The organism is Janthinobacterium sp. JF4 (genome assembly GCF_059617925.1).
In genome coordinates this window covers 1-13,618 of record NZ_JCAQAV010000051.1, presented here as the reverse complement: position 1 = coordinate 13,618, position 13,618 = coordinate 1, and the positions used below count along the sequence as shown (strand labels likewise).

Sequence of the window (13,618 nt, the reverse complement as noted above, 5' to 3'; positions counted from 1 at the left end):
ACGGTCGTGCTGAATTTATCGCCTGGCCGTTTCAGCCTTCGTTGAGCAAGTACTCACCCTCGACCTTTGCCGCTGTGGCCCGCACCAGCTGCGACACGGCCCACTCGGCCAGCGCGGCCGCCTCCTGGCGCAGGAAGCGCCGGTTGGCCTCTTCGAAGACGGGCATGCCGCGCAGCAGGCCTGGTACCTCGGCGAGGGCGATGCGCTGGCGTTCCAGCAACAAGAATTTCAGCAGCACTTTCACCGCGTTCTGCGCATTGCGCACGGGATCGGACGACAGGTAATCGAGACGAGACCAGGCGCGCTGCAGGGCGCCGGCGGCATCCTGGAACGGCCGCCCGTGGCCGGGAATCACCACGCGCACGTCCAGGCTGGCGATCAGGTCCAGCGTGGCGCGCGCCTCAAGAAAACCGGAGCCGCCATCGAGTTCCGGGAAGATCACGCCAAAGCCGTTTTCCCACAGGGCGTCGGCGGAGATCAGGATGCCCTCGTCGGCGCAGTAAAAAATCAGCGAGTGCGGGTCGTGGCCCGGCGCGCCCAGCGCCTGCCACGCCATGTCGGCCAACGTCAACGTGTCGCCGGGCGAGACGGTGGCGTCAAAGCCGAAGCGCGGGCATTGCTGGCCCGTGGCCTGGAAACTCAGGGCGTCCACGTCCCACGTCCGCACCTTGTCCGCCTCCGACACGGGAATGGCCGTGTGGCAGCCGTATTCGGCTTGCAGCAGCGCGTTGCCGCCGCAATGGTCGGAGTGCAGATGGGTGTTGAACAGGCGGTCCAGCGGCCGGCCCGCCAGGCTGTGGCGCAGCAGGGCCAGGGTTTGCGGCGCATGCGTGACATAGCCGCTGTCGATCAGGGCCGTGTCGTCCCTGCCCTGGAACAGGATGTTATTCGACGACAGCCAGCCGCGTTCGAACACCTGCATGGCATCGGGGAACAGCGCTGGCGATCGCGGCATGGGCTTCCTCAGTAATCGGGCTCGAAATCGAGCAGCGATTCGCGGCCCGGCAATGCGGCCCACACGGCGCGCTTGAAGTCGTCGTCGGCCTTGCTCCAGGCAATGATCTCGTCGAGCGTGCGCAGGCAGCCTTCGCACAAGCCGCTGTTGCGGTTCATCTTGCACAGGCTGACACAGGGCGATGGCACCGGTGACGGCAAGGGGAGCGGAACGGCTGGCGGAGGTGGGGTAGCGACCATCATGGAGCGGCATCGGTGACTGTACAGGCTTGCATTATGCCGCGAAACCGCGCCAACTAGGCGATGGCGTCGGCATGCAATGTTTCTATGAATACATTTTCAAGCGAAAGCAGGATCAAAAACGCATCTTCCGGAAATTTATTTTGCCGCCATTTTCACTCTGCGGGTGCCCGTCCTACAACACGATCAGGCCAGATCCTGCTTGACTTGAGATATTTCACAACTATACTACCATCCATACAGATGGCAATTGGATGCCACGTGGAGTCTTTGGAGAGATATGGCCAAGCAAGACAGCAAGCCCAAAATTGGGGAATCCGAGAAAATCACGATCAACCTCGGCTTGATCGACCTGGGGCAGATCGATCTGCTGGTCCAGGAGGGGTTTTATTCCAACCGCACGGATCTGATCCGTACGGCCATACGCAACCAGCTGGGCATCCACGCCGACGTGGTGAAACAAACCGTCGCCCGCAAAAGCCTGGTATTGGGCATGCAGCATTATTCACGCGCCGACCTGGAAGCGATCCAGGCAGCCGGCCAGCGCCTGCAGATACAGGTGCTGGGGCTGGCCAGCATCGCCAGCGACGTCTCCGTGGAACTGGCACTGGCCACCATCGAGTCGATTTTCGTATTAGGTGCCCTGCACGCCAGCACCGTCGTCAAGACGGCGCTCGCAGGGCGAATTCACTAGCGTATCGGTTCGCGGCGATGACCCGGCCGATGCGCGGCACCATTAAGGATGGTCATGAAACTACCACTCAACATGCTGGCGCAGATGCGCGCAGCGACCCGCAATCTGATGGGCAAGGGCCCCGCCGCCGCCACCGAAGCGATCCAGCAGGCGCTGTCCGCCGCCGGCCTGGCGCCGCAGGCGGCGGCCACGCAAGCGCCGCCTGCGCAGACCATGCGCGATATTAATCCACCACCTGCGCCACCACCGGCACCAGCGCAGGCCCGCGCCGCGCAGGCGCAAGCTGCCGCCGCGCCAGAAACGCCTGCCGCGCCGCCCACGCCCGCGCAGGCGGCGCAGGTCTTCGCGCAGGATTTCATGGCGCGCCTGGGCGTGCCCGCCGGCCTGGGTCAGCACAGCTTCGACATGCCCAGCTTCGAGCTGCCGCATTTCCACCCGCCCGGCTTCAACGCGCCGGCCGCCACGCCGGCGGAACTACCCGCTGGTGCGCAGTTCATCGACGGCGTGTACCGCAACCATGCGGGCACGCGCTCCTATAAACTGTACATCCCCAGCAGCTATCACGGCCAGGCCATGCCGCTGATCGTGATGCTGCACGGCTGCACGCAAAATCCCGACGATTTCGCCGCCGGCACGCAAATGAATGCACTGGCCGAAGAAAAGGAGTGTTTTGTCGTCTACCCGGCGCAGACGCAGGGCGCCAACAGTTCGCGCTGCTGGAACTGGTTCAATGCCATCGACCAGCAACGCGACCAGGGCGAACCGTCGCTGATCGCCGGCATCGCCCGGCAAGTCATCGACGACTACCCGGTGAACGAGCGCGAAGTATTCGTCGCCGGCCTGTCGGCGGGCGGCGCCATGGCCGTCATCGTCGGCACCCTGTACCCTGACCTGTTTGCCGCCGTCGGCGTGCATTCGGGCCTGCCGTTCGCCTCGGCGCAGGACTTGCCGTCGGCGCTGGCCGCCATGAAGGGCGGCGCCATGCCCAATGCCCAGCGCAAGGCGCCGGCGGGCGGCGTGCCCATCATCGTTTTCCACGGCGACCGCGACACCACCGTCAACCCGCGCAATGGCGATGCACTGATCGCCCAGGGCGTGCGCAGCCAGGCGGGCGGCACGGCGGCCAGGGCCGCTTCCACCGACGGCAGCGTGCCGAATGGCCACCGCTACACGCGCACCACGCACAGCCAGGCGGACGGCTCGCCGCTGGGCGAACACTGGGTCATCCACGGCGCCGGCCATGCCTGGTCCGGCGGCAGCAATAACGGCAGCTACACGGACGGCAAGGGGCCGGACGCGAGCCGGGAGATGCTGCGCTTCTTCAAGACGGTCAGCTAATCCGTCAGCTGATGTTCCCGGCGAAGGGCGCGATCTGCCGCTGCTTGTCGGCGATCTCGCACACGCCGTCGGCATAGCGGTTGGAGATGGCGATGAACTGATCCTGGATCTGCAGGAAGGCGTCGACGATCTCGGCGTCGAAGTGCGAACCACGCCCCTCGACGATGATCTGCACGGCCTGCGCATGGCCCATGCCCTGCTTGTAGATGCGCCGGCTGATCAGGGCGTCGTACACGTCGGCCAGCGCCATCAGGCGCGCCGAAATCGGGATGTCCTCGCCAGCCAGGCCTTGCGGGTAGCCGCTGCCATCCCATTTCTCGTGGTGGCTGTAGGCGATCTCCTTGGCATACTTGAGGAAATCGACTTCGATGCCCAGCTCGTGCTCGGCCGCCAGAATGGCGTCGCGTCCCAGGGTGGTGTGCGTCTTCATGATGGCCATTTCGTGCGGCTCGAAACGCCCGGGCTTGAGCAGGATATGGTCGGGGATGCCCACCTTGCCGATATCGTGCAGCGGCGCCGTCTTGAACAGCAGTTCGATGTTCTTGTCCGTCAAAAAATCGCGGAAACGCGGCAAGCCGCGCACCTTCTCCGCCAGCGCTTTCAGGTAGTGCGAGGTGCGGCGGATATGGTTGCCCGTCTCGCTGTCGCGCGTCTCGGCCAGCGAGGCCATGGCGTGAATCGTGACGTCCTGCAGCGCCGCCACTTCCTGCACGCGGCGCTCCACTTCCGTTTCCAGGTACTGGTTCTGGTCGCGCAAGAAATCCTGCATCTGCTTCATCGCCAGCTGCGTCTTGATGCGCGCCAGCACGATGGGCGCCGAAATCGGCTTGGTGATGTAGTCGACGGCGCCCAGGGCCAGGCCCAGCTGCTCGTCGGCCACTTCGCTCATGGCCGTGACAAAAATCACGGGAATGCCGGCCGTGGCGGGATCGGCCTTCAGCGCACGGCACACATCGTAGCCGCTCATGCCCGGCATCATGATGTCGAGCAGGATCAGGTCCGGCTGGTCGCTGCCGGCGGCGATCTTCAGGGCACGCTCGCCATTGACGGCGATCTTGGTGCGGTAATCGTCTTCCAGCACCGCGCGCAGCAGGTCGATATTGTCTGGCGTGTCATCGACCACCAGGATGGTTGGCTTGCTTGCCGGCGCTCTCATGCCCGTCCTTCGCTCTGCATAGTTATCCTTGTCACAGTGTCAGCTCCAGCGCATCGGCCACCTCGCCCAGCTGCGCCAGCGCACCTTCGAAATCGTATTGTCCCAGCATGCGCTTCAACTGGCGCGCATGTTCCGCCTGCCCGGCCGCGACCAGCACGGGGCCGATGCCCTCCAGATGCTTGACGGCCTGCGCATCGTCCTGCTGCAGCAACTGCGACAATTCGCGCAAGCCCGCTTCCAGGTGCGCCCGGTCCACCGGCGCCACGTGCGCCACCACCGCGCCGCCCGCCTCGGCCACATGGCCGCGCGACTGCATGGCCAGCACGATCTTCGGCACCAGCTCGTCGAGCGCCAGGGTGCAGGCGGCCAGCGCCTGCGGCAGTCCGTCGTGCGAACCCAGGCTGAGCAAGTGCTCGACCCGCGCGGCGCTGTCGGCCAGGCCGCCGGCGCCGATATTGCCGGCCAGGCCCTTCAGGGTGTGCGCTTCGCGGATCGCCGTCTCGAGCTGGTTGTTCTCGATGGCGGCAACGATGCGCTGCATGGCGTCGAACTGGGTTTCCACGAAGCGGTCCAGCAATTTTCGCATCAAAGCGGCATTGCCGCCCACGCGGCGCATGGCTTCCGCCATTTTCAGGCCGGCGATCATGGGCAGTTCCGCTTCCGGCTGCGCCACCACCGCCGTCATTTCCTGCGGCATGGCCGGCGCGATCCAGCGCGCCAGGGTGCCGAACAGCTGTGCCACGTCGATCGGCTTGGCGATGAAATCATTCATGCCGGCGTCCAGGCATTTTTCCTTGTCGCCCACCATGGCATTGGCCGTCATGGCGATCACGGGCAAATTCGAATAACGGGGATCCTGGCGCAGTTTTCGCGTCGCCTGATAACCATCCATCACCGGCATCTGGCAATCCATCAGCACGCCGTCATAGGCGTTTTCCTCGATCTTCGCCAGTGCGATGGCGCCATTGCCCGCGATGTCGACACGGATGCCGGCGTCGTTGAGAATATGCTGCGCCACTTCCTGGTTGACCTCATTGTCTTCCACCAGCAGCAGCCAGGCGCCGCGCAGGGCGCGTTCGTCGTCGCGGTAGCTGCTCTGGCGCTGCGTCTTGCGGCTCTGCCCCGTCACGCCGCCAAACACGAACGATATCTGGTCGAGCAGGGTCGAGGCGCTGACCGGCTTGTTCAGTACGCCGTCGAGCGGCAAGTCCCGCTGGCGCGCCGCTTCCAGCAGCGCTTCGCGATGGAAGGCCGTGACCATGATGCAGGCCGGCGTCGCATCGATGCCGGCGGCGTCGGCGCGAATGCCGGCCAGGGTATCGAGACCGTTCATGCCCGGCATTTTCCAGTCCATCAGCACCAGCCCGTACGGGCGCCCCTCGGCACGCGCCTGCGCCACGGCGCCGATGGCCAGCACGCCGCCAAACACGGCACGCGCCTCGAAGCCGAGCGCCGTCAGCATGCTGACGAAGATTTCACGCGCGCTGGGGTTGTCGTCGACCACCAGCACGCGCAGGCCCTGGAACTGCTGTGGTACTGGCAAGCTGTCGCGCGGCACGGCGGCCAGGCCGAAGCGGGCCGTGAAGAAAAAGGTGCTGCCCACGCCCGCTTCGCTTACCAGGTCGATCTCGCCTTCCATCATTTCCACCAGGCGCTTGCTGATGGTCAGTCCCAGGCCCGTGCCGCCATGGTGGCGCGTGGTGGAAGTGTCGGCCTGGGTGAATGCCTGGAACAATTTGCTGCGCTGGGGCGGCGTCAGGCCGATGCCCGTATCGCGCACATCCACGCGCAGCACCGCCGCATGTTCTTCCAGCTGCTGCAGGCGGATGGTGACGACGATCTCGCCCTTGTCCGTAAACTTGATGGCGTTGTTGGTCAGGTTGATCAGCACCTGGCCCAGACGCAGCGGATCGCCCTGCAATGCGTTCGGCACGTCGGGCGCGATGTCGAACAGCAGTTCGAGCCCCTTGTCCTGCGCCCGCATCACGGACAGGTCGGCGATCTGCGCCAGCACGTCTTCGAGGAAGAAATCGACTTTTTCAAAGGCCATCTTGCCCGCCTCGATCTTCGAGAAATCGAGGATGTCGTCGATGATGGCCAGCAGGTTCTTCGAGGCCGATTCCACCTTCTCCAGGTAGTTGCGCTGGGTTGACGTGAGCTCCGTCTGCAGCGCCAGGTGGGTCATGCCGATGATGCCGTTCATCGGCGTGCGAATTTCATGGGACATGTTCGCCAGGAAGTCCGACTTCATCTTCGTCGCATCCTCGGCCACTTCGACGGCATGGCGCAGATCCTGCTCGACGGCCAGGCTGGTGCTCATGTCCTTGAGCGCCTGCAGCAATTCGCCCGTCTCGTCGCGCGACGTCACTTCGATGACGGAACTGAGATCGCCATTGGCCACGCGCGTGGCGATCGCCACCGCCTCGCCCAGCGGACGCGTGATCGAGCGCGCCGACCAGGCAAAGGCAAGGCCGATCAGCAGGGCCGCCAGGCCGATGCCGCCCATCAGCAGCAGCGAGGTATCGATGTCGTTGCGTATCCTGGCCGCGCTGTCGCGGATCAGCTGCTGCTGCAGGTCGTCGAGCTGGCCCACGTACAGCAGCACTTTTTCCAGCACCGGCAAGGTCTGCGTCTGCATGGCCTGCTCGGCGCGGGCATCCTCGCCGCGCTCGACCAGCTCGAACATCGCCTTGAGCGACACGTAGTAATCGGCGCGGGCCAGGTGCATCTGCTCCAGCAGGCGCCGTTCCTCCGGCCGCGCATCGAGACCGTCGAGGATGCGCACCTGCTCGTCGATGCCTTGCTTGATCGCTTCCAGGCGCGCCTGATTCGCCTGGCGCAGCGCCAGATCGTGCTGGTTCGGCAGACTGCCGATGCGCGTGGCCGCCTCGCGCGCCAGCCCGTGGATCTTGCTGGTGGCCTTGGCGGCGACCCAGTCGCGCTGCAGGATGTCGTCGGTCTCGGCGCGGATGGCATAGATGCGGCTACCCGCCAGGACGATGACGACCAGCATCAACCCGATCAGAATGGCATAACCGGCATTGATGCGCACGCCGATGCGGATATCCCTGAAGCGCATGTCTTTCCTATCAGAAATTCTTGAAAATCGAAGTCTGAACGTATTCCCCTACGGAATGCAAGGTTTATTGCAAAGCAATTTATACCGAAGCGCTCAATTGGCCGGCGTGATGGCTTTTACAGGGGGTGTCAGGGTCGCGATATGCGCTTGCAGGCAGGCCGGGCACCAGCAGCCGATGGCGCGCCCGCCGGGCACGGGCATGGCGGGCGGCAGGGCCGTGCACCAGCATGGTCCGCTGGCGTGCGGGTCAGTCTGGCCACACTGGAAGGTGGCGCCGCAGAGAGTGCACTGGCTCATGGCGATGGGTGAATTGGCAAGTGTGTGTCATGCTGCGCCGGGATGCGACGCAGATGTAACTGGCAGTAAAAGGGCTGGCTGGGAGACATATCGGCCCAGACTATAGGATCATCAGGGAAAATACAACAAGATCGCCCTATAATGCCTCCAAGATTTTCTTCTTCCCTGTAAAATCTCACCAATCTATTTTCCGGACTCGCCATGAATCAACTAGCTAACTTGAACCTGGACATGAATGACGACTTGACGGCGGTGTCGCCGCAAATCAAGGCGCAGATTCTGGCCGAGGCCCTGCCCTACATCCGCAATTTCCATGGCAAGACCATCGTCATCAAGTACGGTGGCAATGCCATGACGGACGAACGCCTGAAGCACGGCTTCGCGCGCGACGTCATCCTGCTCAAGCTGGTCGGCATGAACCCGGTCGTGGTGCACGGCGGCGGACCGCAGATCGACAACGCGCTGAAAAAAATCGGCAAGCAAGGCACCTTCGTGCAAGGCATGCGCATTACCGATGAAGAAACCATGGAAGTGGTGGAGTGGGTGCTGGGCGGCGAAGTGCAGCAGGATATCGTCATGCTGATCAACCATTACGGCGGCCAGGCCGTCGGCCTGACGGGCAAGGATGGCGGCTTGATCCGCGCGCGCAAGATGCAGATGCCGGACCGCGAACATCCGGGCGAATTCCTCGACATCGGCTTTGTCGGCGAGATCGACGCGATCAACCCGGCCGTCGTCAAGGCGCTGCAGGACGACGCCTTCATTCCCATCATCTCGCCGATCGGTTTCGGCCAGGATGGCCAGGCCTACAACATCAACGCCGACGTGGTAGCCGGAAAGATCGCGGAAATCCTGAAAGCGGAAAAGCTGATCATGATGACCAACATCGCCGGCGTCCAGGACAAGCAGGGCAACCTGGTGACCGACCTGTCCGCGCGCGAAATCGACGAGATGTTCGCCGATGGCACGATCTCGGGCGGCATGCTGCCGAAGATCTCGTCCGCGCTCGACGCCGCCAAGTCCGGCGTCAACACGGTGCACATCATCGACGGCCGCATCGAACACTCATTATTGCTGGAAGTGTTGACCGAGCAGGCTTTTGGTACTATGATCCGTTCGCACTAAAAAAATCGCAATGCATCACAGCGAGTAGTTTGGCGGCGCAGATCACCTGGCGCCGCTTTTAATTTGCCCTTGTAGCTCAGTGGTAGAGCACTCCCTTGGTAAGGGAGAGGCCACGTGTTCGATCCACGTCAAGGGCACCAGTATCCTTTCCCCGCAGCTGAAAAACTGTCCATGGCGGCGTTGTCCTTCCTCGCCGTACATTCGTACTGTCTTCGTCAGGACGCCTTGCCCTGAACACTTTTCCATCTGCTCTGCCGCCGTTTGTTGCGCGGCTAAGCCAGCGTTTCCTCTTCTACAGTTCAATACACCCGCTCGACCTTCAAGCCCCTTTGACGCAACAAATCCGGCACGCTTTTCGTTCCGACCAGGTGCAGCACGCCGATGGCGGCCAGGCTGTGCTTTTCGCGCGCCAGCAGCTTGGCGATGCCGTCGGCCAGGGCCGGGTTACGTCCATCTAACAACACCTTTTGCACGAACTGCGCGGCGAACGAGGGGTCTGTCGCCGCTTTGGCGGCCAGCTTGTCGAAGGCGGCCGCGTCGGCGTTGCGCCAGGCGTCGGCGATTTCGCGCGCTTCCTGGCTTTGTTCCTGGTCTTCGATCGACGCCACGCCGTCTTCCAGGAAGCGGCACTGGTCGCCGGGCGACATGGCGCCAAACAGCGCCATCTGGCCTTCCATCGACTCGAGTTCCACCACGGGGATCTTGCGCGCCCTGGCTTGCTGCGACAGATAATTGTCGACCGCCAGGTCGGAGCGGTAGCCGAGGGTGGAAAACTCGCCGATAGCCAGCATGCTGGCCAGCATCCACGGCTTCATCGGCGCCACCGCTTCGGGCGCTATACCGTATTTTTGCAACAGCGGCGCCAGACGCGGCGCCAGGGTCTGGCGGCAGTCGGCAGGCACTTTGCTGCCCGGAGCCTCCATGCCGTATTTCAGCACCGCGCCCAAGGCGGCGCGCGGGTCGGCGCCAGGATCGATCTCCAGCGCCAGCGCCCCGGCGCCTTCCAATGCCTGCGTCACCGTCGGCTCGAGCGGATAAAAATCAGGGGCGCCAACGTGGATGGTACCGAACAAATACAGGGTGTGGCTGGCATCCTGCACCTTGAACAGGGCACCCCGGTTTTGCGCCACGGGCGGCGCTTCCGCGAAGGCCGCCGGCAACGGCAGCAAGAATAATCCGCAAAACATCACTATAATCTGGCGTCGCATGGTTTTCCTGATTGTTGAATTTTTCATCTTGCTTATCATCTTGCCTAAAGACTCCTGTGCCTGTGTCCCATCTTAACCGCTCGTCGCCGGTCTGGCTGTTTGACCTCGACAACACGCTGCACAATGCCTCGCACGCCATCTTCCCCACCATCACGGCCAATATGAACACGTATATTGCCCGCGTACTGGGCGATGGCGTCACGCCGGCCGACGACGCCATCGTCAATGCGGCGCGCGCGGCCTACTGGCGCCGCTATGGCGCCACCTTGCTGGGCATGGTCAAGCACCATCAGGTACAGGCCGCACACTTTTTGCACGAGACGCACGCCTTCGACGATTTGCGCGCCATGATACGCGCCGAGCGCGGACTCGGGGCTTTACTCAAACGCCTGCCTGGCCGTAAAATTTTACTCACCAACGCGCCGCTGCGCTATTCGAGCGACGTAATGCGCCATCTGGGCTTGCGCCAGCATTTTTCGCAGCATATCGCCATCGAGGCGATGCATGTGCACCGCCAGCTGCGGCCCAAGCCATCGACCCTGATGCTGCGCAAACTGATGCGCAAGCACCAGATCCGCCCTGGCCGCTGCATCCTGGTGGAAGACACCCTGGCCAACCTGAAGGGCGCGAAAAAACTGGGCCTGCGCACGGCCTGGGTCACGCAATACCTGAAAATGGCTGATCCGATCGGCGTGGCAAAGCTGCCCAGAGCGTTAAATCGCCCCGCTTACGTCGATGTCAAAGTAAAATCTGTCCGGCATTTGGCACGCCGCCTTCACCGTTTGCGTTGAAGGGGACTCCTGGGCTTCCGGTTGACGCCGGAAGCCGCACCGCTAGCGGCGGTGACGGATATCCCCATCAAGGCAGCATTTTTTTTAACGACAAGAGAAAATATGGCAAGCACACCGCCGGGCCAACGCAGGCTACAAATTCTTCAGGCCCTCGCCGCAATGCTGGAGCAGCCGAAAGGCGAAAAGATCACCACTGCCGCACTGGCGGCCAGACTGGCCGTGTCGGAAGCGGCCCTGTACCGCCATTTCGCCAGCAAGGCGCAAATGTTCGAAGGGCTGATCGAGTTCATCGAGTCGAGCGTCTTCGGCCTGATCAACCAGATCGCGGAAAAACACAGCGACGGCATGACGCAAACGCGCGACATCATCGGCATGCTGCTCAATTTCGCCATCAGCAATCCGGGCATGACGCGCGTGCTGATCGGCGACGCGCTGGTCAATGAGGACGAGCGCCTGCAAGTGCGCATGAACCAGTTCTACGACCGCGTGGAACTGGCACTCAAGCAAGCCTTGCGCGTGGCCGCCGCCGAAGGCCATGGCAAGGAAAGCGAAGTGGCGGCGCGCGCCACCCTGATCGTCGGCTTCGTCATCGGACGCTGGCACCGCTACGCCAAGAGCGGCTTCAAGATCAATCCCTCCCAGGAAGCGGCGCTGCAAATCGCCATGCTGCTGGGGTAAGTCACCGCCGCGGCTGTCTCCATGCACACCGACTGTTTAGCCCTGCTCGACGACGCCAGCACCCCGGGCGCCGGTTCGCGCCTGTACACGGGCCTGGCAACGGTCTTGCAGTGCACCGAGGGACGGCAGTGGCCGGCTCTGCTCGCGGGGCTGCAAGATGCCTTAAAGCGCGGCCAGTACGCCGTCAGCGTGTGCAGCTACGAACTGGGCGCGCACTTGCTGAGCATGCCGCCGCGCGCGGCCGGCATCGGCGCGCCGCCGCTGGCGCAAGTGCTCGTCTTTGAACATTGCACGCAACTGTCGCAGAACGACGTGGCGCAGTGGCTGGACGAGCGCGTCCGCGCGGAAGCTGCGCCGGCCGGCGTGGCCGATATACACGCAAATGTCGATCAGGCGCAATTTACGCAGGCGCTGCACCGCATCCACGACTACATCGTGGCCGGCGACACCTATCAAGTCAACTACACGTATCGCTTGCGCTTCGACGCCTTCGGCTCGCCCCTGGCCCTGTATGCGCGGCTGCGCGCGCGCCAGCCCGTACCCTACGGCGCGCTGGTGATGCTGCCCGATGGCGGCGCCCTGCTGTCGCTGTCGCCGGAACTGTTCGTGCGCCATGCGCAGGGCGAGCTGACGGCGCGTCCCATGAAAGGCACGGCGCCGGCCGCCCCTGCGGAGCAAGCGGAAGAAAATGCGCGCCGCGCCGCCGCCCTGGCCAACGACCCGAAAAACCGCGCGGAAAACCTGATGATCGTCGATCTGCTGCGCAACGACATCGGCCGCATCGCCGCCACGGGCTCCGTCAAGGTACCGGCCCTGTTCGAGGTGACGCGCTACAGCAGCGTGCTGCAAATGACCTCCACCGTGCAGGCGCGCCTGCGCCAGGATGCCAGCCTGGCCGACATCTTCCAGGCCTTGTACCCGTGCGGCTCGATCACGGGCGCACCGAAACGCCGCACCATGGAAATCATCGCCGAACTGGAACCAGCGCCGCGCGGCATCTACACGGGCGCCATCGGCTGGTTCGATCCACCAAACGCCGGTGCGGTCCATGCGGTGGGCGACTTCTGCATGTCCGTGCCGATCCGCACCCTGGCCCTGCAGCCACCTGGCCCTGACGGCATCCGGCGCGGCGAGATGGGCGTGGGCGCCGGCATCGTGCTCGACAGCGACCCGCAGGAAGAATTTGCGGAATGCCAGCTCAAGGCCCGCTTCCTGACGGGGCTGGGCAACGACTTCGAACTGTTCGAAACCCTGCACGCCAGCCGCGACTATGGCTGCCGCCAGCAAGAACGCCACCTGGCGCGCCTGGCCGCTTCCTGCGCCTACTTCGGTTTTGCCTGGAGTGACAGTGCCGCGCGCGCCGCCCTGCAGGCGGCCTGCGCGGCACGCCCCGACGACGCTCCCTTCCGCCTGCGCCTGGCGCTGCGCCAGGATGGCCGGTTCACGACGCAAAGCGGTACGCTCAGCGCCTTGCCGGACACGGTCACCATCCTGCTGGCGCCCGACGCCACCGTGGCGGACGACCTGTTCCTGCGTCACAAGAGCAGCGTGCGTGCGCGCTACGACGCGGCCTGGCGCGCGGCCGAGGCGCAAGGCGGCTTCGACATGCTGTTCTTTAACGAACGGGGCGAGCTGACCGAGGGCGGGCGCAGCAACGTCTTCGTCCGGCTCGATGGCCGCTGGCACACGCCACCCCTGTCCTGCGGCCTGCTGCCCGGCGTACAACGCGCGGCCATGCTGGCCGATCCTGTCTGGAACGCGCAGGAAACCATCATCACGCGCGCCATGCTGGCGCGGGCCGAGGCGATCGTCGTCTGCAATGCGCTGCGCGGCGCGATGCCGGCACATATTATCGCTAGCGCCTGAAACCGTTCAGGGCAAGGCGCATTGCCGAAAGCAGTGCGAACTGCACGACGAGGCATCGCAACGCCGCCATGGACTCCTGAAACAGTTCAGGGCAAGGCGCATTGCCGAAGGCAGTGCGAACTGCACGACGAGGCATCGCAACGCCGCCATGGACTCCTGAAACAGTTCAGGGCAAGGCGCATTGCCGAAGGC

12 protein-coding genes and 1 tRNA gene are annotated in these 13,618 nt (G+C 63.9%); 7 read left to right on the top strand and 6 right to left on the bottom strand.

What is annotated here, in order from left to right; translation table 11 throughout:
• Positions 1-31: 31 nt before the first annotated feature.
• Entirely contained in the window at positions 32-955 is a 924-nt protein-coding gene (locus AC54AF_RS24530; protein ID WP_131689515.1) for an MBL fold metallo-hydrolase, read from the bottom strand.
• A gap of 8 nt (positions 956-963) precedes the next feature.
• The gene (locus AC54AF_RS24525) at positions 964-1,113 is read right to left on the bottom strand and encodes a DUF1289 domain-containing protein (RefSeq protein WP_496638657.1); all 150 of its coding nucleotides are present in this window, start codon (positions 1,111-1,113) and stop codon (positions 964-966) included.
• A 361-nt stretch (positions 1,114-1,474) separates the two neighbouring features.
• Here AC54AF_RS24525 and AC54AF_RS24520 point away from each other — a divergent pair, with 361 nt between their 5' ends.
• Both AC54AF_RS24520 and AC54AF_RS24515 read left to right on the top strand, forming a co-directional pair.
• A complete protein-coding gene (locus AC54AF_RS24520) occupies positions 1,475-1,888 on the top strand; it encodes a ribbon-helix-helix domain-containing protein (protein ID WP_034783786.1) in 414 nt (137 codons plus the stop codon).
• Positions 1,889-1,942: 54 nt separating this feature from the next.
• Positions 1,943-3,226, top strand: a complete 1,284-nt coding sequence (locus tag AC54AF_RS24515) for an extracellular catalytic domain type 1 short-chain-length polyhydroxyalkanoate depolymerase (RefSeq protein ID WP_496638656.1) — start codon at positions 1,943-1,945, stop codon at positions 3,224-3,226.
• A 4-nt stretch (positions 3,227-3,230) separates the two neighbouring features.
• Here AC54AF_RS24515 and AC54AF_RS24510 read toward each other — a convergent pair whose 3' ends face one another.
• From AC54AF_RS24510 to AC54AF_RS24500, 3 genes are all read right to left on the bottom strand, one after another.
• The gene (locus AC54AF_RS24510) at positions 3,231-4,382 is read right to left on the bottom strand and encodes a response regulator (RefSeq protein WP_496638655.1); all 1,152 of its coding nucleotides are present in this window, start codon (positions 4,380-4,382) and stop codon (positions 3,231-3,233) included.
• A 31-nt stretch (positions 4,383-4,413) separates the two neighbouring features.
• Complete coding sequence (locus AC54AF_RS24505; protein WP_496638654.1) at positions 4,414-7,461, bottom strand: response regulator; 3,048 nt, start codon at positions 7,459-7,461, stop codon at positions 4,414-4,416.
• A gap of 93 nt (positions 7,462-7,554) precedes the next feature.
• Positions 7,555-7,758, bottom strand: a complete 204-nt coding sequence (locus tag AC54AF_RS24500) for a cysteine-rich CWC family protein (protein WP_496638653.1) — start codon at positions 7,756-7,758, stop codon at positions 7,555-7,557.
• A 231-nt stretch (positions 7,759-7,989) separates the two neighbouring features.
• Between AC54AF_RS24500 and argB the strand changes: the two genes are divergently transcribed.
• Both argB and AC54AF_RS24490 read left to right on the top strand, forming a co-directional pair.
• Positions 7,990-8,883 (top strand): acetylglutamate kinase, encoded by an 894-nt coding sequence (argB, locus tag AC54AF_RS24495; protein ID WP_010393729.1) that lies wholly within the window; start codon positions 7,990-7,992, stop codon positions 8,881-8,883.
• Positions 8,884-8,948: 65 nt separating this feature from the next.
• Positions 8,949-9,023 (top strand) — tRNA-Thr (locus tag AC54AF_RS24490).
• A 159-nt stretch (positions 9,024-9,182) separates the two neighbouring features.
• On the opposite strand, the gene AC54AF_RS24485 is transcribed toward AC54AF_RS24490, so the two are convergent.
• Positions 9,183-10,052 (bottom strand): TraB/GumN family protein, encoded by an 870-nt coding sequence (locus AC54AF_RS24485; protein ID WP_496638652.1) that lies wholly within the window; start codon positions 10,050-10,052, stop codon positions 9,183-9,185.
• A 95-nt stretch (positions 10,053-10,147) separates the two neighbouring features.
• Here AC54AF_RS24485 and AC54AF_RS24480 point away from each other — a divergent pair, with 95 nt between their 5' ends.
• The 3 genes from AC54AF_RS24480 (at position 10,148) to pabB (ending at position 13,426) form a co-directional block, all read left to right on the top strand.
• Positions 10,148-10,882, top strand: a complete 735-nt coding sequence (locus AC54AF_RS24480; RefSeq protein WP_496638651.1) for a pyrimidine 5'-nucleotidase — start codon at positions 10,148-10,150, stop codon at positions 10,880-10,882.
• 102 nt (positions 10,883-10,984) lie between these two features.
• Positions 10,985-11,560 (top strand): nucleoid occlusion factor SlmA, encoded by a 576-nt coding sequence (gene slmA / locus AC54AF_RS24475; protein WP_077398421.1) that lies wholly within the window; start codon positions 10,985-10,987, stop codon positions 11,558-11,560.
• Between the two features lie 21 nt (positions 11,561-11,581).
• Positions 11,582-13,426 carry an aminodeoxychorismate synthase component I gene (gene pabB / locus AC54AF_RS24470; RefSeq protein ID WP_496638650.1) on the top strand — a complete coding sequence of 615 codons (1,845 nt, stop codon included), beginning with the start codon at positions 11,582-11,584 and terminating at the stop codon, positions 13,424-13,426.
• Positions 13,427-13,618: the final 192 nt, after the last annotated feature.